The sequence below is a fragment of the Flavicella sp. IMCC45537 genome (assembly GCF_057197705.1).
On sequence record NZ_CM170067.1, the window covers coordinates 61,889 to 82,646 of the forward strand.

At 35.3% G+C, this 20,758-nt stretch carries 18 protein-coding genes and 5 tRNA genes; 19 read left to right on the forward strand and 4 right to left on the reverse strand.

Going from position 1 to position 20,758, the window contains the following annotated elements; genetic code table 11:
• Positions 1 to 43: 43 nt before the first annotated feature.
• The 19 genes from rpsU (at position 44) to ettA (ending at position 17,009) form a co-directional block, all read left to right on the forward strand.
• Positions 44 to 241, forward strand: coding sequence for a 30S ribosomal protein S21 (gene rpsU, locus AC2DGP_RS00280; protein ID WP_300321031.1), 198 nt, complete (start codon positions 44 to 46; stop codon positions 239 to 241).
• 100 nt (positions 242 to 341) lie between these two features.
• Positions 342 to 1,220, forward strand: a complete 879-nt coding sequence (locus AC2DGP_RS00285) for a tyrosine-type recombinase/integrase (protein WP_484491039.1) — start codon at positions 342 to 344, stop codon at positions 1,218 to 1,220.
• Between the two features lie 6 nt (positions 1,221 to 1,226).
• Complete coding sequence (gene hpf / locus AC2DGP_RS00290) at positions 1,227 to 1,532, forward strand: ribosome hibernation-promoting factor, HPF/YfiA family (RefSeq protein WP_484491040.1); 306 nt, start codon at positions 1,227 to 1,229, stop codon at positions 1,530 to 1,532.
• Positions 1,533 to 1,632: 100 nt separating this feature from the next.
• Positions 1,633 to 1,706: transfer RNA gene (locus AC2DGP_RS00295), tRNA-Thr, on the forward strand.
• Positions 1,707 to 1,793: 87 nt separating this feature from the next.
• A tRNA-Tyr gene (locus tag AC2DGP_RS00300) sits at positions 1,794 to 1,874 on the forward strand.
• A gap of 46 nt (positions 1,875 to 1,920) precedes the next feature.
• Positions 1,921 to 1,993: transfer RNA gene (locus tag AC2DGP_RS00305), tRNA-Gly, on the forward strand.
• Between the two features lie 15 nt (positions 1,994 to 2,008).
• Positions 2,009 to 2,080, forward strand: a tRNA-Thr gene (locus tag AC2DGP_RS00310).
• 62 nt (positions 2,081 to 2,142) lie between these two features.
• A complete protein-coding gene (tuf, locus tag AC2DGP_RS00315; protein WP_484491041.1) occupies positions 2,143 to 3,327 on the forward strand; it encodes an elongation factor Tu in 1,185 nt (394 codons plus the stop codon).
• A 57-nt stretch (positions 3,328 to 3,384) separates the two neighbouring features.
• Positions 3,385 to 3,457, forward strand: a tRNA-Trp gene (locus tag AC2DGP_RS00320).
• A 19-nt stretch (positions 3,458 to 3,476) separates the two neighbouring features.
• Complete coding sequence (secE, locus tag AC2DGP_RS00325) at positions 3,477 to 3,668, forward strand: preprotein translocase subunit SecE (RefSeq protein WP_484491042.1); 192 nt, start codon at positions 3,477 to 3,479, stop codon at positions 3,666 to 3,668.
• 5 nt (positions 3,669 to 3,673) lie between these two features.
• The gene (nusG, locus tag AC2DGP_RS00330) at positions 3,674 to 4,225 is read left to right on the forward strand and encodes a transcription termination/antitermination protein NusG (RefSeq protein WP_484491043.1); all 552 of its coding nucleotides are present in this window, start codon (positions 3,674 to 3,676) and stop codon (positions 4,223 to 4,225) included.
• Between the two features lie 63 nt (positions 4,226 to 4,288).
• Entirely contained in the window at positions 4,289 to 4,726 is a 438-nt protein-coding gene (gene rplK, locus AC2DGP_RS00335; RefSeq protein WP_484491044.1) for a 50S ribosomal protein L11, read from the forward strand.
• Between the two features lie 10 nt (positions 4,727 to 4,736).
• Positions 4,737 to 5,426 (forward strand): 50S ribosomal protein L1, encoded by a 690-nt coding sequence (gene rplA, locus AC2DGP_RS00340; RefSeq protein WP_484491045.1) that lies wholly within the window; start codon positions 4,737 to 4,739, stop codon positions 5,424 to 5,426.
• A gap of 21 nt (positions 5,427 to 5,447) precedes the next feature.
• Complete coding sequence (gene rplJ, locus AC2DGP_RS00345) at positions 5,448 to 5,963, forward strand: 50S ribosomal protein L10 (protein ID WP_484491046.1); 516 nt, start codon at positions 5,448 to 5,450, stop codon at positions 5,961 to 5,963.
• A gap of 48 nt (positions 5,964 to 6,011) precedes the next feature.
• Entirely contained in the window at positions 6,012 to 6,386 is a 375-nt protein-coding gene (rplL, locus tag AC2DGP_RS00350; RefSeq protein WP_484491047.1) for a 50S ribosomal protein L7/L12, read from the forward strand.
• A gap of 124 nt (positions 6,387 to 6,510) precedes the next feature.
• Positions 6,511 to 10,326: a DNA-directed RNA polymerase subunit beta gene (gene rpoB / locus AC2DGP_RS00355; RefSeq protein WP_484491048.1), complete on the forward strand. Its 3,816-nt coding sequence runs from the start codon at positions 6,511 to 6,513 to the stop codon at positions 10,324 to 10,326.
• A 95-nt stretch (positions 10,327 to 10,421) separates the two neighbouring features.
• Positions 10,422 to 14,699 carry a DNA-directed RNA polymerase subunit beta' gene (gene rpoC, locus AC2DGP_RS00360; RefSeq protein ID WP_484491049.1) on the forward strand — a complete coding sequence of 1,426 codons (4,278 nt, stop codon included), beginning with the start codon at positions 10,422 to 10,424 and terminating at the stop codon, positions 14,697 to 14,699.
• A gap of 95 nt (positions 14,700 to 14,794) precedes the next feature.
• Positions 14,795 to 15,106 carry a DUF3467 domain-containing protein gene (locus AC2DGP_RS00365; protein ID WP_484491050.1) on the forward strand — a complete coding sequence of 104 codons (312 nt, stop codon included), beginning with the start codon at positions 14,795 to 14,797 and terminating at the stop codon, positions 15,104 to 15,106.
• A gap of 211 nt (positions 15,107 to 15,317) precedes the next feature.
• The gene (gene ettA, locus AC2DGP_RS00370; RefSeq protein WP_484491051.1) at positions 15,318 to 17,009 is read left to right on the forward strand and encodes an energy-dependent translational throttle protein EttA; all 1,692 of its coding nucleotides are present in this window, start codon (positions 15,318 to 15,320) and stop codon (positions 17,007 to 17,009) included.
• Between the two features lie 40 nt (positions 17,010 to 17,049).
• Here ettA and AC2DGP_RS00375 read toward each other — a convergent pair whose 3' ends face one another.
• From AC2DGP_RS00375 to dapB, 4 genes are all read right to left on the reverse strand, one after another.
• Positions 17,050 to 17,625: a Crp/Fnr family transcriptional regulator gene (locus AC2DGP_RS00375; RefSeq protein WP_484491052.1), complete on the reverse strand. Its 576-nt coding sequence runs from the start codon at positions 17,623 to 17,625 to the stop codon at positions 17,050 to 17,052.
• A gap of 106 nt (positions 17,626 to 17,731) precedes the next feature.
• A complete protein-coding gene (locus tag AC2DGP_RS00380; protein WP_484491053.1) occupies positions 17,732 to 18,346 on the reverse strand; it encodes a WbqC family protein in 615 nt (204 codons plus the stop codon).
• Between the two features lie 16 nt (positions 18,347 to 18,362).
• A complete protein-coding gene (gene lepB, locus AC2DGP_RS00385) occupies positions 18,363 to 20,000 on the reverse strand; it encodes a signal peptidase I (RefSeq protein ID WP_484491054.1) in 1,638 nt (545 codons plus the stop codon).
• A 56-nt stretch (positions 20,001 to 20,056) separates the two neighbouring features.
• Positions 20,057 to 20,758: a 4-hydroxy-tetrahydrodipicolinate reductase gene (gene dapB, locus AC2DGP_RS00390; protein ID WP_484491055.1), complete on the reverse strand. Its 702-nt coding sequence runs from the start codon at positions 20,756 to 20,758 to the stop codon at positions 20,057 to 20,059.

The window sequence follows — 20,758 nt, forward strand, 5'->3', positions numbered from 1 at the left end:
TTAAACATATTAAAGAGAGTACGATGAGAGGAGGTGATACCCTATGTTAATTATACCTATAAAAGAAGGAGAAAATATCGATAGAGCGTTAAAACGTTTTAAGAGAAAATTCGATCGCACGAAAACGATGAGACAATTGAGAGAGCGTCAGCAGTTCACGAAGCCATCTGTGGCAAACCGTAAACAAAACATCAAAGCGAAATACATCCAAAGATTAAGAACAAACGAAGAGTTAAGTTAATCTAAGAGTATTAAAATATAAAACCTGTTTCATTTTATGAAGCAGGTTTTTTTATGGTCTTATATTTCGTAGTTTTGTTTGATAGCGTTAAATGTTAGGCATGATAGAAAGGTTTATTGAATATATAAGTTTGGAAAAAAAATATTCTCAGCACACGGTGAATGCTTATAGAAAGGATTTAGAGTCTTTTCAAACTTATAATAAGGCCAGCATTGGGGATGTTGATATTTCTAACGTTAGCTATGGTGAGATCCGTTCATGGATTGTTGCCTTAGTCAATTCAGGCTTGTCAAATAGGACAGTAAACCGTAAGGTAAGTTCTTTGAATAGCTTTTATAAATACTTACAAAGGATTGAAGAAATCCAAATCAATCCCTTAGCGAGTCATAAAGCTCTAAAAGTATCTCAACGATTACAGGTTCCGTTTTCTCAAAATGAAGTTGCCGCTGTGATTGATGGAATGGATTTTGAAAGTTTTCCAGGACTAAGAGATAAGCTCTTGGTAGAGTTGTTGTATTCGACAGGAATGAGAAGAGAGGAGTTGATTGGTTTAAAGGGGAATTCGGTGGATTTTCATAATGATACCTTAAAAGTGCTTGGAAAGCGGAATAAAGAACGTTATGTTCCCTTGCTTCAATCGGTTAAGGAGACTCTTAAGTTATACCTTAAAATAAAGGAAGAGGAATTCGGCCCGACCGAGTATCTTTTAGTCTCAAATAAGGGAAATAAATTATATGGAACGCTTGTTTATAGGATAATAAAATTATACTTTAGTAGGGAATCTACGAAGGTAAAGAAAAGTCCTCATGTGATTCGTCACTCTTTTGCGACGCATATGTTAAACGAGGGGGCAGATTTGAATTCGGTTAAGGAGTTACTAGGGCATTCCAGTTTAGCGTCAACTCAAATCTATACTCACACCAGCTTAGATTATTTAAAGGAAGTGTATAACCAAGCTCACCCTAGGAGTAAAAAATAATATTACATGAAAGTATTTGTACAGTCTGTAAATTTCAACGCAGATAAAAAGTTAGTTGATTTCGTAGAAAAGAAGGTGATGGGACTTGAGAAGTACCACGATAAAATAATTGATGTTGAAGTGTTTCTAAAAGTTCAAAAAACGAGCGAAAAAGAGAATAAAATCACCGAAGTAAAAATTAACATCCCTGGAAGTGAGTTGATTGTGAAAAAAGAGACGAAAACTTTTGAAGAGGGAGCTTCTGCTGCTGCGGATACAATGAAGCGCCAGTTGAAGAAATCGAAAGAAAAGGAAAGGGAATTACAACATTAAAAAAAAATAAAAATTACAGCAAAAAGTTTGTTGTGATGAAAAAAACTTTATACATTTGCAGTCCGTTAGAAATAATGGACTGTTTTTTTTGTGCAGGAATGCCGATGTAGCTCAGCTGGCTAGAGCAGCTGATTTGTAATCAGCAGGTCGTGGGTTCGAGTCCCTCCATCGGCTCTAAAGTAAGTTTAACTTACAGTGAAATACAAAAAAACAAATTGGAGTTTTGAAATGAGAATTTGAAAACTTTGTTCTTTGAATAATGGTGAGATACTCAAGTGGCCAACGAGGGCAGACTGTAAATCTGCTGCGCAAGCTTCGTAGGTTCGAATCCTACTCTCACCACAATGATTTTAACAGAAATGTTAAAAGGGAATTTGATAATTAGAATGCGAAAGTAGCTCAGTTGGTAGAGCGTCAGCCTTCCAAGCTGAATGTCGCCGGTTCGAACCCGGTCTTTCGCTCTAAGTCAAATCTTGGCCGGTGTAGCTCAGAGGTAGAGCGTTTCCTTGGTAAGGAAGAGGTCACGGGTTCAATTCCCGTCATTGGCTCAAAGAAAAAAATAAGAGTATAATAAAATAAGTATATAAACTAAGAATTAAAATTAATAATCATGGCTAAGGAAACTTTTGACCGCTCGAAACCACATTTGAACATTGGTACTATTGGGCACGTAGATCACGGTAAAACTACATTAACTGCTGCTATTACAACTGTATTAGCTGCTGCTGGACTTTCAGAAGTGAAAGATTTCGATCAAATTGATAATGCTCCGGAAGAAAAAGAAAGAGGTATTACAATTAACACATCTCACGTTGAGTATCAAACTGCTAATCGTCACTACGCTCACGTTGACTGTCCTGGTCACGCGGATTACGTAAAGAACATGGTTACTGGTGCTGCTCAAATGGATGGTGCGATTTTAGTTGTAGCTGCAACTGATGGACCAATGCCACAAACTAGAGAGCACATCTTGTTAGGAAAACAAGTAGGGATTCCTAGAATTGTTGTTTTCATGAATAAAGTGGATTTAGTTGATGATGAAGAGTTGTTAGAATTAGTTGAAATGGAAGTAAGAGAATTACTTTCTTTCTATGACTATGATGGTGATAATGGACCAGTAATCGCTGGATCTGCATTAGGTGGATTGAATGGTGATGCTAAATGGTCTGAGAAGATTATGGAATTAATGGCAGCTTGTGACGAGTGGATTCAAGAGCCATTAAGAGAGGTTGATAAAGATTTCTTAATGCCTATCGAGGATGTATTCTCTATTACAGGTCGTGGTACAGTAGCAACTGGACGTATCGAAACTGGTATCGCTAATACTGGAGATGCTGTTGATATCATTGGTATGGGTGCTGAGAAGTTAACTTCTACAATTACGGGTATTGAAATGTTCCGTCAAATCTTAGATAGAGGTGAGGCTGGAGATAACGCAGGGATCTTATTGAGAGGTATTGCTAAAGAAGATATCAAAAGAGGAATGGTAATCTGTAAGCCAGGTTCTGTAACTCCACACGCTAAGTTTAAAGCTGAGGTGTATGTATTGAAAAAAGAAGAAGGTGGACGTCATACTCCATTCCATAACAACTACCGTCCACAGTTCTACGTACGTACAACTGATGTAACAGGAACAATTAACTTGCCTGATGGAGTTGAAATGGTAATGCCAGGAGATAACTTGACAATTACTGTTGATTTACACCAACCAATTGCAATGAATGTTGGTTTACGTTTTGCAATCCGTGAAGGAGGTAGAACAGTAGGTGCAGGTCAGGTAACTGAAATCTTGTAAGAATTACAAAATAAGAATATTCGGAGTGTTTTACTTTGTGTAGGACACTCCGTTTTTACGGGCGTAGCTCAGTTGGTAGAGCACTGGTCTCCAAAACCAGGTGTCGTGAGTTCGAGTCTCTCCGCCCGTGCAATAAAAAAAATAATAGAATGAGTGTTATAAATTATATCAAAGAATCATTTGAAGAATTGAATACCAATATGACTTGGTTGCCAAAAGCTGAAGCTCAAAAATCTACTGTTGTAGTTGCGGTATTTACTATAATATTTGCATTGGCAGTGTTTGCAGTGGATTCAGTATTTCAAAATGGTTTGGATAAATTTTTTAACATGTTTAATTAAGACTAATGGCTGATTCTGTTAAAAAGTGGTACGTAGTTAGAGCTATTGGAGGACAAGAGAATAAAGTAAAGTCTTATATAGAAACAGAGATTTCTAGATTAGGACTTTCTGATTTTGTAGAACAAGTATTAGTTCCAACTGAAAAAGTAATCCAAATCCGTAATGGAAAGAAGATAAATAAAGAAAGAATTTATTTTCCGGGATATATTATGGTGGAGGCTAATTTAAGTGGTGAAGTTCCTCACGTTATAAAATCTGTAACGGGTGTTATTGGTTTCTTAGGAGAAACTAAAGGTGGTGAACCAGTTCCATTAAGAAAAAGTGAAATCAATAGAATGTTAGGTAGAGTTGATGAACTTGCTGTTCAGAACGAAAACGTGGCAATTCCTTATACAGTTGGTGAAACTGTAAAAGTGGTTGATGGACCTTTCAACGGTTTTGATGGTATCATTGAAAACGTTAATGAAGAGAAAAGAAAACTAGAAGTAATGGTGAAGATTTTTGGAAGAAAAACACCGTTAGAGTTAAGTTACATGCAAGTAGATAAAATCTCTTAATTGTAATAAAAAATATTATCTGTTACACATGGCTTCCACTATATGTAAATAAATAATTAGAAAATGGCAAAAGAAGTAAGTAAAGTAGTAAAATTACAAGTACGTGGGGGAGCGGCTAACCCGTCTCCACCAGTAGGTCCTGCTTTAGGTGCTGCCGGAGTAAACATCATGGAGTTCTGTAAGCAATTTAATGCTAGAACTCAAGATAAACAAGGAAAAGTTTTACCTGTTGCAATTACTGTATACCAGGATAAATCTTTTGATTTTGTAATCAAAACTCCTCCAGCAGCTGTTCAAATTTTAGAAGCAGCGAAAATTAAGAAAGGATCAGGTGAGCCGAACCGTAGTAAGGTTGCAAGCATCACTTGGGATCAAGCAAAAGCAATTGCAGAAGACAAAATGGCAGATTTAAATGCATTTACGATTGAGTCTGGAATGAAGATGATTGCTGGTACTGCTCGTTCTATGGGAATTACTATGAAAGGAGATGCTCCACAATAAACTTTAAGAAATGGCAAAATTAACAAAAAAGCAAAAAGAAGCTCAAGCTAAGGTAGACAGTTCTAAAGTATATTCTGTATCGGAAGCAGCTGCATTAGTGAAAGAGATTACAACAGTAAACTTTGACGCATCAGTAGATTTAGCAGTACGTTTAGGAGTTGATCCTAGAAAAGCTAATCAAATGGTTCGTGGAGTTGTTACTTTACCACATGGTACAGGTAAAGATGTTAAAGTACTTGCATTGGTTACTCCAGATAAAGAGGCAGAAGCAAAAGAAGCTGGAGCTGATTATGTAGGATTAGACGAGTACTTACAAAAAATAAAAGGTGGTTGGACAGATGTTGATGTAATTATCACGATGCCAAGCGTTATGGGTAAATTAGGACCATTAGGACGTGTATTAGGACCTAGAGGATTAATGCCAAACCCTAAAACAGGTACGGTAACTATGGATGTAGCAAAAGCTGTTACTGAAGTAAAAGCTGGTAAGATCGACTTTAAAGTTGATAAAACTGGAATCGTACACGCTGCAATTGGAAAAGTATCTTTCGATGCTGAGAAAATTGCTGATAACGCAAATGAATTAATTCAGACGCTTATTAAGATGAAACCTGTTGCTGCAAAAGGAACTTACATTAAAAGTTCTTACATGTCTAGTACAATGAGTACTGGATTAGCATTAGATATTAAATCAAATTAATAGGAAGTTAAATCGTAAATTATGACAAGAGAAGAAAAATCGCAAGTAATCGATGCTTTAACTGCCCAATTAACTGATAACAGTATCATTTATGTAGCTGATATCTCAGGTTTAAATGCAGAAGCTACTTCTAACTTAAGAAGAGCTTGTTTTAAAGCAGACGTAAAATTAGCTGTAGTTAAAAATACATTGCTTGCTAAAGCAATGGAAAATTCTTCAAAAGAGTTTGGAGAATTACCATCAGCATTAAAAGGAAATTCATCTATTTTATTATCAGAAACAGGAAATGCTCCTGCGAAGATTATAAAAGAGTTTAGAAAAAAATCTGACAAACCATTATTAAAAGGAGCTTACATAGAGGAAGCTGTTTACTTAGGAGACGATCAATTAGAGAACCTAGTGAACATCAAGTCTAAAGAAGAGTTACTTGGAGATATTATTGGATTGTTACAGTCACCTGCACAAAATGTTGTTTCAGCATTACAATCGGGAGGACAAACACTTTCAGGTATTGTTAAAACTTTATCAGAAAGATAGAATACGCGCACAAATAAATTATTATAACACACATTAAAATTACACAAAATGGCAGAATTAAAAGATTTCGCAGAGCAGTTAGTTAACTTAACAGTAAAAGAAGTAAACGAATTAGCTACAATATTAAAAGATGAGTATGGTATCGAGCCAGCTGCAGCAGCAGTAGCAGTAGCAGGACCAGCAGCAGGAGGAGCAGACGCAGCAGAAGAAAAATCTGAGTTTGACGTAATCTTGAAATCAGCAGGAGCTTCTAAATTAGCAGTTGTAAAATTAGTTAAAGAATTAACTGGTTTAGGATTGAAAGAAGCTAAAGGAATCGTTGATAGTGCACCAGCACCAATCAAAGAAGGAATCGCTAAAGATGAGGCAGAAGGTCTTGTAAAATCTTTAGAAGAAGCTGGAGCTGAAGTAGAGCTTAAATAAGCTTTTCACCCAACAATTAAATTACGGTTTAGGTCAGAAGGAGTCTCCTTTTGATCTAAACCATTTTTTGCATTTATATTTATTCTTTATTTAACACAGAATTTTAACTAAAATTTTTTCTCCTTTGGCAACGAAAAATAGTACTGAAAGAATAAACTTTGCATCGGCAAAATTAGCTACGGACTATCCTGATTTCTTGGATATCCAGATTAAATCTTTCCAAGATTTTTTCCAGTTAAAAACGAAAGCAGATTCGCGAAGTGATGAAGGTTTGTACAAAACTTTCATGGACAATTTCCCAATTACAGATACAAGAAACAACTTTGTATTAGAATTTTTAGACTACTTTGTAGATCCACCTAGATATTCTATCCAAGAATGTATCGAAAGAGGTTTAACACACAGTGTACCTTTAAAAGCACGTTTAAAATTATATTGTACTGATCCTGAGCATGAGGATTTTGAAACAATTGTACAAGATGTATATTTAGGAACAATTCCTTATATGACAGATTCAGGTACCTTTGTGATCAATGGTGCAGAGCGTGTAGTAGTATCTCAATTACACCGTTCTCCTGGTGTATTCTTTGGGCAATCATTCCATGCAAATGGAACCAAGTTATACTCAGCAAGAGTTATTCCTTTTAAAGGATCTTGGATAGAATTTGCAACTGATATCAATCAAGTAATGTATGCTTATATTGATAGAAAGAAAAAATTACCAGTTACTACTTTATTCCGTGCTATCGGATTTGAAAGAGATAAAGATATTTTAGAAATTTTTGACCTTGCAGAAGAGGTGAAAGTATCTAAAAGTGGTTTAAAGAAAATTTTGGGTCGTAAATTAGCGGCTCGTGTATTGAAATCTTGGCATGAAGATTTCGTTGATGAAGATACTGGAGAAGTGGTATCTATTGAAAGAAACGAAATTGTTTTAGATAGAGATATTATTCTTGAAAAAGAACATATCGAAGAGATTATTGATTCTGGAGCAAAAACAGTGTTGTTGCATAAAGAAGATAATGAGATGGCAGATTATGCTATTATTCACAATACGCTTCAAAAAGATCCAACGAACTCTGAGAAGGAAGCTGTTGAGCATATTTACCGTCAGTTGCGTAATGCTGAACCGCCTGATGAGGAAACTGCACGTGGAATTATTGACAAATTGTTCTTCTCAGAACAACGTTATAATTTAGGTGAAGTTGGTCGTTATAGAATGAACAAAAAGTTACAGCTTGATGAGTCGTTAGACGCAAAAGTTTTAACTAAAAATGATATTATTACGATAGTAAAATATTTGATTGAATTGATCAACTCTAAAGCAGAAGTTGATGATATTGATCACTTATCTAACCGTCGTGTAAGAACTGTTGGTGAGCAATTAGCAAGCCAGTTTGGAGTAGGTTTATCAAGAATGGCGCGTACAATTCGTGAGAGAATGAATGTTCGTGACAATGAAGTATTTACTCCTATTGATTTGATCAACGCGAAAACTTTATCTTCAGTGATAAATTCTTTCTTTGGAACAAATCAGTTATCTCAATTTATGGATCAAACGAATCCATTAGCAGAGATTACACATAAGCGTAGATTATCTGCCTTAGGACCAGGTGGTCTTTCAAGAGAAAGAGCTGGGTTTGAGGTGCGTGATGTACACTATACACATTATGGTCGTTTATGTCCTATTGAAACACCAGAGGGACCAAATATTGGTTTGATTTCATCTTTAGCAGTGTATGCGAAAGTGAATCACCTTGGTTTTATTGAAACTGCATATAGAGAAGTAAATGATGGTGTGGTAAACATCAAAGATGAGCCTATCTATTTAAGTGCTGAGGAAGAAGAAGGTCATAAATTTGCTCAATCTAACCTTCCGTTAGATGGAGAAGGAAACTTTGTTGCAGAGAAAATTATTTCTAGAGAAGAGGCTGATTATCCAGTTGTTTCTCCTACAGAAGTAAGCTATATGGATGTATCTCCAAATCAGATTGCATCTATTTCTGCATCTTTAATTCCTTTCTTGGAACATGATGATGCCAACCGTGCATTGATGGGATCGAATATGATGCGTCAAGCGGTACCATTATTACGTCCTGAAGCTCCTATTGTAGGAACTGGATTGGAAAGAAGAGTTGCTAAGGATTCTAGAATTTTGATCAACTCAGAAGGAGCTGGTGTGATTGAATATGTAGATTCTAATAAAATTACGATCAAGTATGATAGAACTGAAGAAGAGAGACTTGTAAGTTTCGATACTGATGAGAAATCTTATGACTTGATTAAGTTTAGAAAAACCAACCAAGGAACTAACATTAACTTAAAGCCTATTGTAAGAAAAGGTGATAGAGTAGAAGAAGGTCAAGTTCTTTGTGAGGGGTATGCTACACAAAAAGGTGAATTAGCACTTGGTAGAAATATGAAAGTAGCCTTTATGCCTTGGAAAGGGTATAACTTTGAGGATGCGATTGTAATTTCTGAAAGAGTAGTTAGAGAGGATATATTTACATCTATTCATATTGATGAATATTCATTAGACGTTAGAGATACGAAATTAGGAAACGAAGAGTTAACTAATGATATCCCGAATGTGTCTGAAGAGGCTACAAAAGATTTAGATGAAAATGGAATGATCCGTATCGGTGCGGAGGTGAAGCCAGGTGATATTTTAATTGGAAAAATTACGCCTAAAGGTGAATCTGATCCAACACCTGAGGAAAAATTATTACGTGCTATCTTTGGTGATAAAGCAGGTGATGTAAAAGATGCATCATTAAAAGCTTCTCCATCATTAAGAGGTGTTGTAATTGATAAAAAGTTATTCCAGAGAGCTGTTAAAGATAAGTCTAAGAGAACTAGAGATAAGGAAGAAATTGCAAAATTAGAGAATGAATTTGCAGTTCAATTTGAATCTTTAAAAGATTCATTGATTGAAAAACTTTTCAACCTTGTTACTGGAAAAACTTCTCAAGGTGTACAAAATGATTTAGGTGAAGATGTTTTCCCTAAAGGTAAAAAGTATACATTGAAGATGTTGAACTCTGTAAATGATTATACGCACTTAACAAAAGGTTCTTGGACAACGGATGAGGCTTTAAATGATATGATTGGTGAGTTAATTCACAATTATAAAATTAAAGTAAGTGATTTACAAGGTACCTTACGTCGTAGTAAATTTACTATTAGTGTAGGGGATGAGTTACCAGCAGGAATCTTAAAATTGGCTAAAATTTATGTTGCTAAGAAACGTAAGTTGAAAGTTGGTGATAAGATGGCGGGACGTCACGGAAATAAAGGTATTGTAGCTCGTATTGTAAGAGCAGAAGATATGCCATTCTTAGAAGACGGAACACCAGTTGATATCGTATTGAACCCATTAGGGGTACCATCTCGTATGAATATTGGTCAGATTTATGAAACAGTATTAGGATGGGCTGGACAAAAGTTAGGTCAGACTTATGCGACTCCGATTTTCGATGGTGCATCATTAGATGAAATCAACGGATTGACAGATGAGGCAGGAGTGCCAAGATTTGGACATACGTATCTTTATGATGGTGGAACTGGAATGCGTTTCGATCAACCAGCAACAGTTGGGGTTATTTATATGATCAAACTAGGGCATATGATTGAAGACAAAATGCACGCTCGTTCAATCGGACCTTACTCATTGATTACGCAACAACCACTTGGAGGTAAAGCTCAATTTGGAGGTCAACGTTTTGGAGAGATGGAAGTATGGGCATTAGAGGCATATGGTGCTTCTAGTATCTTGAGAGAAATCTTAACAGTTAAATCTGATGATGTAATGGGAAGAGCTAAAACTTACGAAGCAATCGTGAAAGGAGAGCAAATGCCAGAGCCAGGTTTACCTGAATCATTTAACGTATTAATGCATGAACTGAAAGGTTTAGGATTAGACGTTAGATTAGAGGACTAAATATTATAGGGTAGTAAAGAGTAATCTTTGCTACCCATTATATAGAGTCAGATCGGGAAAATAATATTTACATTTTAAATTCGAATCCATTTACCATGGCAAGAAAAGAAGATAAATACACTGTAAAAAAATTCAGTAAAATATCAATTGGTTTATCATCACCAGAATCTATCTTAGATGTCTCTAAGGGAGAGGTGTTAAAGCCAGAAACAATAAATTACCGTACACATAAGCCTGAAAGAGATGGTTTATTTTGTGAGCGTATTTTTGGTCCTATCAAGGATTTTGAATGTGCTTGTGGAAAATACAAAAGAATTCGTTACAAAGGAATCGTTTGTGACCGTTGTGGAGTAGAAGTTACGGAGAAAAAAGTACGTAGAGATAGAGTAGGACATATCAATTTAGTGGTGCCAATTGCTCATATTTGGTACTTTAGATCGTTACCTAACAAAATGGGATACCTTTTAGGATTGCCATCTAAGAAGTTAGATATGATCATTTACTACGAGCGTTATGTAGTAATTCAAGCAGGTGCTGCTTCTAATTTGGATGGAACACCATTGAATAAAATGGATTTCTTAACAGAAGAAGAGTATTTGGATATCTTGGAAACAATTCCAATGGAAAACAGATATCTTGACGATTCAGATCCAGAAAAGTTCATCGCTAAGATGGGAGCTGAATGTTTGATTGATTTATTAGATCGTATCGATTTAGATAGTTTGTCTTATGAGTTACGTCACAAAGCAAATACAGAAACATCTAAACAACGTAAGACAGAGGCATTAAAACGTTTGAATGTTGTTGAAGCGTTTAGAGATTCTGCAAAAAATAGAGAAAATAATCCAGCTTGGATGATTATGAAGGCGATTCCAGTAATACCGCCAGAATTACGTCCGTTGGTTCCTTTAGATGGTGGTCGTTTTGCGACTTCTGATTTAAATGATTTATACCGTAGAGTAATAATACGTAACAACCGTTTGAAGCGTTTGATGGAAATTCAAGCACCAGAGGTTATCTTACGTAATGAAAAACGTATGTTGCAAGAATCAGTTGATTCATTATTTGATAACACACGTAAAGCTTCTGCAGTAAAAACAGAGTCTAATAGACCTTTGAAATCTTTATCAGATTCATTAAAAGGTAAACAAGGTCGTTTCCGTCAAAACTTATTAGGAAAGCGTGTTGATTATTCTGCACGTTCTGTAATTGTTGTTGGACCAGAAATGAAATTGTCTGAATGTGGATTGCCAAAAGATATGGCAGCAGAACTATACAAGCCTTTCGTAATCCGTAAGTTGATTGAAAGAGGTATTGTTAAGACTGTAAAATCTGCAAAGAAAATTATAGATAAAAAAGAACCTGTAGTTTGGGATATTTTGGAGAATGTTTTAAAAGGACATCCAGTATTGCTAAACCGTGCACCTACGTTGCACCGTTTGGGAATCCAAGCATTCCAACCTAAATTGATTGAAGGTAAAGCGATTCAATTGCACCCATTAGCCTGTGCCGCCTTCAATGCGGATTTTGATGGGGATCAAATGGCGGTACACTTGCCATTAGGACCTGAAGCTATTTTAGAGGCTCAGATGTTATTATTGGCATCTCATAATATTTTGAATCCAGCCAATGGTGCTCCAGTAACAGTTCCTTCTCAGGATATGGTACTTGGTTTGTACTATATGACTAAGGAAAGAATTTCAACTCCTGAAGTACCAATTAAAGGGGAAGGTTTGACATTCTATTCTCCAGAAGAAGTTAATATTGCTTACAATGAAGGGCAAGTTAACTTGAATGCTGGAATTAGTGTAAGAACTCAGGATATTGATGAAAACGGAGATCAGGTAACAAAAATTATCAAAACTACTGTTGGTAGAGTATTGATTAATGAAGTTGTTCCTGCAAAGGCTGGTTATATCAATGAAGTATTGACTAAAAAGAATTTAAGAGATATTATTGGTGGTATTTTAAAAGCGACTGATATTCCTACAACGGGGAAATTCTTAGATGATATTAAAACAATGGGATTCACATTCGCATTCCAAGGTGGTTTATCATTTAGTTTAGGAGATATTATTATACCTGCTGAAAAACAAAGTATGATTGACGCTGCCAATGAAGAGGTAGAGGTGATCATGGCGAACTATAACATGGGTATGTTAACGAATAAAGAGCGTTACAACCAAGTTATTGATATTTGGGGATCTACTAACAACCGTTTGACAGAATTGTCAATGAAGCGTTTGAGAGAGGATCAACAAGGATTTAACTCGGTATACATGATGCTTGATTCTGGAGCCCGTGGATCGAAAGAGCAAATTCGTCAATTAACAGGAATGCGTGGATTGATGGCAAAGCCTAAAAAGTCTACAGCTTCTGGTGGAGAAATTATTGAAAATCCAATTCTTTCTAACTTTAAGGAAGGTTTATCAATTTTGGAATACTTTATATCAACACACGGTGCGCGTAAAGGTCTTGCCGATACTGCCTTAAAAACGGCGGATGCTGGTTACTTAACACGTCGTCTAGTTGATGTTTCTCAAGATGTAATTATCAATGAAGATGATTGTGGTACATTAAGAGGATTAGAAGTTGCTCCATTAAAGAAAAACGATGAAATCGTTGAATCATTAAGCGAAAGAATTGTTGGACGTTTTACATTGCATGATGTAGTTCACCCAGTAACTAAAGATGTAATTTTAGGAGCTTCAACATTAATTTCTGATGAAGTAGCTAAAGAAATTGAATTAGCAGGTGTTGATACGGTAGAAGTGAGATCTCCATTAACTTGTGAGGCAACTACTGGTATTTGTGCTAGTTGTTATGGTCAGAGTTTATCAACTCGTACAATGGTTCAAAGAGGAGAGTCTGTTGGTGTAATTGCAGCACAGTCTATTGGTGAACCTGGTACTCAGTTAACATTAAGAACATTCCACGTTGGTGGGGTTGCCGGAAATATTTCTGAGGACAATAAGTTGATTGCTAAGTTTGACGGTAAAGTTGAAATAGAAGATCTTAATACAATCAAAGGTGAAGATGGTCAAGGAAACATGGTTGATATCGTGATTTCTAGAACTTCTGAAATTAAGATTGTTGATGAAGTAACAGGATTGGTATTGAGTTCAAACAATATACCTTATGGTTCTCATGTTTTCGTAAAAGGAAAGAAGAAAATCAAAAAAGGAGAAGTTGTGTGTCAATGGGATGCATTTAACGGAACAATTGTTTCTGAATTCGGTGGAAAGATCGTCTTTGATAATGTTGAAAGAGGAATTAACTACACCGTAGAAGTTGATGAACAAACAGGATTCCAAGAAAAGGTAATTACTGAATCTAAGAATAAGAAAATTATTCCTGCATTGATTATTGAAGGAGAAAACGGTGAGGCATTACGTTCTTATAGTTTACCTTTAGGATCACACTTAATGGTGGATGATGGAGATGTTGTTGAGGCTGGTAAAGTCTTAGTGAAAATTCCTCGTAAATCTGGTAAAGCAGGGGATATTACAGGAGGTTTACCTCGTGTAACTGAATTATTTGAAGCACGTAACCCTTCTAACCCAGCTGTAGTTGCTGAGACTGATGGTGTTGTTTCATTCGGTAAAATTAAACGTGGTAACCGTGAGATTATCGTTGAATCTAAATTAGGAGATATTAAAAAGTATCTAGTGAAACTTTCTAATCAAATCCTAGTTCAAGAGAACGACTTTATCAAAGCAGGTATGCCGTTATCTGATGGGGCTACAACTCCAAATGATATTCTTAAAATTCAGGGACCAGCAAAAGTACAGGAGTACTTGGTAAATGAAATACAAGAAGTTTACCGTTTGCAAGGGGTAAAAATTAATGACAAGCATTTTGAAGTAGTTGTACGTCAAATGATGCGTAAAGTTAGAATTATTGATTCTGGTGATACATTGTTCTTAGAGAATGCTTTGGTTCATAAAAATGACTTTATCGAACAAAATGATGCTATCTACGGAATGCAAGTAGTTGAAGAAGTTGGAGGTTCTGAAGAATTGAAAGCTGGACAAATTATTTCTGCTCGTAAATTGAGAGATGAAAACTCTTTATTACGTCGTGAAGATAAAGATTTAGTAGTAGCTAGAGAGGCTAGACCTGCAACAGCAGAGCAAATCTTACAAGGTATTACAAGAGCGTCATTACAGACTAAATCATTCATCTCTGCAGCTTCTTTCCAGGAAACTACAAAAGTATTGAATGAGGCTGCTGTAAGCGGTAAAGTAGATAACTTAGAAGGATTGAAAGAGAATGTTATTGTTGGTAAACGAATTCCTGCTGGTACAGGTATGCGTTCTTATAATAACTTGATCGTAGGTCCTAAAGAGGAAATCGAAGAAAGTTTTAATTAAGATTAACCTGGTTAATTTATAATACATAAGGATTGGTTCACGAGAAATTGTGGACCAATCTTTTTTTTAAAACAGTTTATACATATCTTTAACCTATGAATGAAGAACAGAAAAAAGACGGACAATTAAATATTGAATTGGATGAGAAAATTGCAGAAGGAACGTACTCGAATCTTGCTATCATAAATCATTCGGTATCAGAATTTATAGTTGATTTTATCAATGTAATGCCAGGGACACCTAAGGCAAAAGTAAAATCTAGAATTATTTTAACACCTGAGCATGCAAAAAGGTTGACCAAGGCCTTAGCTGAGAATATCAAAAGATTTGAAGCTGCGAATGGAAAAATTAATGAACCTGAAGAAACTCCTATTCCAATGAATTTTGGTCCAACAGGGCAGGCATAAAAAATATATTTTATGAATTGAACCTAATGTATTTTGCGTTAGGTTTTTTTTATGTCTTTTTTAAATTGAAATGGAATTATTAATTTTGTGTTTGTAGCAATTATCATTGCATTTTCCGATATTTGTAAACCTTAATTCTTTACTCGGTTTGAAACAGCATGGGTTGATTTAATAGAAAAATAAATAAATAATTAGTAAAAAAACACACTATATGTCAGACGATAAGAAAGTCATTTTTTCCATGTCGGGTTTGAGTAAAACCTATCAAAGTACAGGAAAACAAGTTTTAAAAAATATTCATTTAAGTTTTTTCTATGGTGCCAAAATTGGTATTTTAGGTTTGAATGGATCGGGTAAGTCTTCCTTATTAAAAATTATTGCAGGAGTAGATAAGAATTATCAAGGAGATATTAATTTTCTGCCTGGATATTCTGTTGGGTTTTTAGAGCAAGAACCGATATTAGATGAATCTAAGACTGTATTGGATATTGTTAAAGAAGGAGTTGCGGAAACAGTAGCTGTGCTAGATGAGTATAATAAAATCAATGATCAGTTTGGTTTAGAAGAAGTATATTCTGATGCGGACAAGATGGAGCAATTGATGAACCGTCAGGCAGAATTACAAGATCAAATAGATGCTTCTGATGCTTGGGAATTAGATACGAAATTAGAAATAGCAATGGATGCATTGCGTACTCCAGAACCTGATAAATTAATTTCAGTTTTATCTGGAGGGGAGAGACGTCGAGTTGCTTTGTGTCGTTTGTTGTTGCAGCAACCAGATGTGCTGTTGTTGGATGAGCCTACCAATCACTTGGATGCTGAGTCTGTACATTGGTTAGAGCATCATTTAGCTCAATATAAAGGAACTGTGATAGCTGTAACGCATGATAGATATTTCTTAGACAATATCGCTGGTTGGATTTTAGAATTGGATAGAGGAGAAGGAATACCTTGGAAAGGAAACTATTCTTCTTGGTTAGATCAAAAATCACAGCGTATGGCACAGGAAGACAAAACGGCTTCTAAACGTCAGAAGACATTAGAGCGTGAGTTGGAATGGGTAAGACAAGGTGCTAAAGGACGTCAATCAAAATCTAAGGCTCGTTTGGCGAGTTATGATAAATTGATGAATGAAGACCAAAAAGTAAAAGAGGAAAAATTAGAGATCTACATTCCTAATGGACCTCGTCTAGGATCAAATGTTATTGATGCGAAAGGGGTTTCTAAAGCATTTGGTGATAAATTGCTTTATGACAATTTAGAATTCAGCTTACCACCGAATGGAATTGTTGGTATTATTGGTCCTAATGGTGCTGGTAAGACTACTATTTTTAGAATGATCATGGGTGAAGAAAAAGCAGATGGTGGTGAATTTACAGTTGGAGAAACAGCTAAGATTGCCTATGTAGACCAATCACATTCGGATATTGATCCTGAGCGTTCCATTTGGGCAAACTTTGCAGATGAGCAAGATTTGGTAATGATGGGTGGTAAAATGGTGAATTCACGTGCATACCTAAGCAGATTTAATTTTAGTGGATCAGAGCAGAATAAAAAAGTAAATACTTTATCCGGAGGGGAGCGAAATAGATTGCATTTAGCAATGACGCTGAAGGAAGAAGGAAATGTTTTGCTTTTGGATGAGCCAACAAATGACTTGGATGTAAATACATTGAGAGCTTTAGAAGAGGGATTAGAGAACTTTGCTGGATGTGCTGTAGTAATCTCGCATGATAGATGGTTCTTGGATAGAATATGTACACATATTTTAGCTTTTGAAGGGGATTCTCAGGTTTACTTTTTTGAAGGAAGTTTCTCGGAATATGAAGAGAATAAAAAGAAACGTTTGGGTGGAGATTTGATGCCAAAACGTATCAAGTATAAAAAGTTGATTAGATAATATCAAAAAAAAGCCGTTACATGATGTAACGGCTTTTTTATTATTTGCTATAAAGTTTTTTTCTAATTCTACTCAATTGGATTGGAGTGATACCTAATCTTGAAGCAATGTGATATTGATTGATTAAATTATCGATATTTGGGATTCTTTTTTGAAGAATCAAATAACGTTGTGTTGCATTTAATGTCAATAATTCATCGTTTGTTTTTTGTAAATGAGCATAGTGTAATTCAACTGTTCTTGTGTACCAGGCAGCAATTTCTTGGTTTTCCTTGCACTTTTGAACAAGCATATTATAATTAATTCTTAGAACGGTACAATCTGTTAAACATTGACACGCAATTTTACTAGGTTGTCTCGTTATTAGAGCTTCCGTAGCTGCCAAAATATTATAAGTACTGATAAGAGATCTTATGTATTCAACACCTTTCTCAGTTTCGCTATAGGACCTAGCTACACCTGTTTGTATAAAATATAAATGATCTGGAATAGTTCCAATTTCTGTTAATACGGTACCTGCTTTATATGTTTTCTCCTCACACATATCCATATATATCCGAAAAGAATCTTCAGATAATGGAGATATATTATTCATGAATTGATGTAATTCGTTCATTCGTAGATCTTTAGGGTTGTTTTCGATAACATTTGTTAATTTATAAATATATAGAAAATTTATAATATTTATTAATAAACAGAGCGTAGTTTTACAAAAGCTTAACCTACGGATTCATTTGGTTTATAGATTGTAGGTATTTGTAGGAAGCTGGTCCTTCCATAAATAATAAATCTAGAATACTCAAGTTTTGTTGAAATCCATGTTTGGCATCAAACATTTGGATATAGTTAGGGAAGTCCCAATTTACTTTTTGTTTGGCATGAGCTAAAAACCTATAGTCGTTGTTGTTCTCTAAAGAAAATTCATGGGTCCGTTCATAGGAGGTTTCTTCTTGAAGAGATTCTAAAATGAAATTATGAAAGCTAATATTTAAGTCAATGAGGTATTTGTTTTCTTTTTGAAAGATAGCAATGATATCTGACTCATAGAATTCGTAAAAAGGAGAGGATCTATAAGCGGCTTGAAGGGATTTGATATGATTGTCATACCATTTGGAACTGTCATAATCGATTTGAATCTTCTTTGTTTTTCTTGAAGAAGTACCGTGTTTGACCGGTATGTTTAGAAGCTGTTTTCCATTGGGTCCAGCAATATAACAGCGATTTCTATAAGTTTGCTTCTGATAATTATCTTCGAATTCAAAAGCAATATGCTTCTCCCCATAAATTGCCGCATATTGTGCAATTGGAGAGAAGTATGTTGGTTGAAAGAGTTTCATGCAGGGACTCTAATTTTTATGATTTTCTTTTTTTGTATTGACCATAGCCAATATAAAGGATCACTAAACCTAGGAAATAGTAGAAGTAAGATTTTAAAGGACCTTTACCGTGGACAGTTGTAAACAGTCTATCCCATCTAACTTTATTTAGTCCCTGACCATAGGTGTCCCAACTGAACCATACAAATACAGGTTTCCCTACTACATGGTCAAATGGTACATACCCCCAATATCTAGAATCTTCCGAGTTGTGACGATTGTCCCCCATCATCCAGTAATAATTCTGTTTGAAAGTGTAAGAAGTAACTTCTTGCCCGTTGATGAAAATTGAGTTTCCTTCAACTGTAAGTGTATTATGTTCGTATTCCGTAATTATCTTTTTATAGAATTCTAAAGATTTTAAATCTAAAGAGACTGTCTTACCTTCTTCAGGGATATAGATAGGTCCCATATTGTCTTTATTCCATTTCATGTCAACTGATGGGAATACAGCTTCTGCTTCACCCTTAGGTTGAATATTTCTTGTAACGCTTTTGATTTGTTTATTTTTTTTCAATTTAGCCGCATTTTTTTCGTCTAAATTCAACAAATACTTTCTGTTTTGAAGGTAATCCTTTCCGAACTTATTGTAAAGTTGTTTTTCATAAGCTAATGGAAGAACGTATTCCTTATAAGAGGTTCTAGCTTCGCCCGGGCGAACGTGATAGGTGTTGTAAATCATGTTATCACTCATGTTTTTACCATCGGTATCTACTGTATAATAGAATTGAGGTTTTGCACGTTCTGGTAAAATTGAACGTTCACCGTTGATGAAGATATGCCCATCTCTTATTTCTAAAGAGTCACCTGCGATTCCTACGCAACGTTTTACATAATTAGATTTTTTGTCAATTGGTTTTGCAAATTTTCGATCTTGCGTAAAAAATTGTCTAACAGTATCTGCTGGCCAGTTAAATACAACGATTTCATTTCGTTTTATATTCTGAAAGCCTGGTAATCTAAAGTAGGGTAACTGAAATTTGTTTAAAAATGAGTTTTTCTGATTAGGATCATCATTATAAACATAAGATTTTGATTTTATGAATGGTAATGTATCATGTACCATAGGAGCTGCAATCAATGATGTTGGTGTTTTTGCTCCATAATGAAACTTACTTACAAATAAAAAGTCTCCCACTAATAAAGACTTCTCTAAGGAAGAAGTAGGAATGGTGTAGGGTTGCATTACATAGGTGTGTACCAATGTAGCGGCTACTATGGCGAAAAGGATAGAGCTTGTCCATTCTCCAACTTCGGTTTTAGGAGTAAGACTTCTGTCTTCGATATAACTTACATCGGCTGCATAGTTTAAATAGTACGCATAAAACCCAAGACTGAAAATACTCAGAATCGTATCAATAGTAGTGTTTTTACCAAAACTTCTTGAGGTTTCAACCCAAACTACAGGAAACATAATCAAGTTAATCACAGGAATGAATAATAAAACCACCCACCATTTAGGTCGGTTAATTATTTGCATCAATACCACGCCGTTATATATGGGAACTATAGCTTCCCAAGGTTTGCGTCCCGCTTTTTGGTATAATTTCCATGTTCCTAAAAAGTGAATTCCTTGGATTACAAGGATTACCACTAGCCATGCCGTAAAAGTCATAAGTTGGTTTTTTTCAAAGGTGCTTAAATATTCGGAGTTAGATTGTTATGGGTTTGTTAAATTCCTAAAACATCTTTCATAGAAAAAACTCCTTTTTTACCAATAATCCATTCTGCTGCAACAACGGCTCCTAAAGCAAAACCTTGTCTGTTATGAGCAGTATGTTTGATGTCTATTTTATCTACTATAGAATCATAAGTAATTAAATGTGTTCCTGGAACCTCAGGACTTCTAATCGCTGAAATTGGGATACTGTTTTCTTGAGTTGCTTTATCTAATTCCCATTGCGTGTTTTTAGTGTGTTCTATCACTCCTTCCGCAAGGGTAATAGCAGTACCACTTGGTTCGTCTAATTTTTGTTTGTGATGTATCTCTTCCATAGAAACGTTGTACTGATCTAAGTTAGACATCATTCTTGCTAATTGCTTGTTCAGTTCAAAAAAGATATTAACTCCAAGGCTATAGTTTGAAGCATAGATAAAAGCACCTTCTTTTTCTGAGCATAAGGTTTTCATTTCATCAAAACTATCTAACCATCCAGTCGTTCCTGAGATAATCGGAACCTGATTGTTCAAGCAATTACTAATATTTGATACTGCAGAGTTAGGAATGCTAAAATCGATTGCAACATCAGCAACAGAAATATCATATTCTGGACTGTCTTTGTCAATGGTTAATACTATTTCATGTCCTCGGTCCAAAGCAATTTTCTCAATTGTTTGTCCCATTTTTCCGTATCCTAATAATGCTATTTTCAT

Bases quoted from the DNA above. Each gene is read 5' to 3' on its own strand.
- hpf (WP_484491040.1), top strand. From the start codon at position 1,227: ATGAAAGTATTTGTACAGTCTGTAAATTTCAACGCAGATAAAAAGTTA.
- tuf (WP_484491041.1), top strand. From the start codon at position 2,143: ATGGCTAAGGAAACTTTTGACCGCTCGAAACCACATTTGAACATTGGT.
- AC2DGP_RS00375 (WP_484491052.1), bottom strand. From the start codon at position 17,625: ATGAACGAATTACATCAATTCATGAATAATATATCTCCATTATCTGAA.
- AC2DGP_RS00380 (WP_484491053.1), bottom strand. From the start codon at position 18,346: ATGAAACTCTTTCAACCAACATACTTCTCTCCAATTGCACAATATGCG.
- lepB (WP_484491054.1), bottom strand. From the start codon at position 20,000: ATGACTTTTACGGCATGGCTAGTGGTAATCCTTGTAATCCAAGGAATT.
- rplL (WP_484491047.1), top strand. From the start codon at position 6,012: ATGGCAGAATTAAAAGATTTCGCAGAGCAGTTAGTTAACTTAACAGTA.
- dapB (WP_484491055.1), bottom strand. From the start codon at position 20,758: ATGAAAATAGCATTATTAGGATACGGAAAAATGGGACAAACAATTGAG.
- rplA (WP_484491045.1), top strand. From the start codon at position 4,737: ATGGCAAAATTAACAAAAAAGCAAAAAGAAGCTCAAGCTAAGGTAGAC.
- rpsU (WP_300321031.1), top strand. From the start codon at position 44: ATGTTAATTATACCTATAAAAGAAGGAGAAAATATCGATAGAGCGTTA.
- secE (WP_484491042.1), top strand. From the start codon at position 3,477: ATGAGTGTTATAAATTATATCAAAGAATCATTTGAAGAATTGAATACC.
- ettA (WP_484491051.1), top strand. From the start codon at position 15,318: ATGTCAGACGATAAGAAAGTCATTTTTTCCATGTCGGGTTTGAGTAAA.
- rplK (WP_484491044.1), top strand. From the start codon at position 4,289: ATGGCAAAAGAAGTAAGTAAAGTAGTAAAATTACAAGTACGTGGGGGA.
- nusG (WP_484491043.1), top strand. From the start codon at position 3,674: ATGGCTGATTCTGTTAAAAAGTGGTACGTAGTTAGAGCTATTGGAGGA.
- AC2DGP_RS00285 (WP_484491039.1), top strand. From the start codon at position 342: ATGATAGAAAGGTTTATTGAATATATAAGTTTGGAAAAAAAATATTCT.
- AC2DGP_RS00365 (WP_484491050.1), top strand. From the start codon at position 14,795: ATGAATGAAGAACAGAAAAAAGACGGACAATTAAATATTGAATTGGAT.
- rpoC (WP_484491049.1), top strand. From the start codon at position 10,422: ATGGCAAGAAAAGAAGATAAATACACTGTAAAAAAATTCAGTAAAATA.
- rplJ (WP_484491046.1), top strand. From the start codon at position 5,448: ATGACAAGAGAAGAAAAATCGCAAGTAATCGATGCTTTAACTGCCCAA.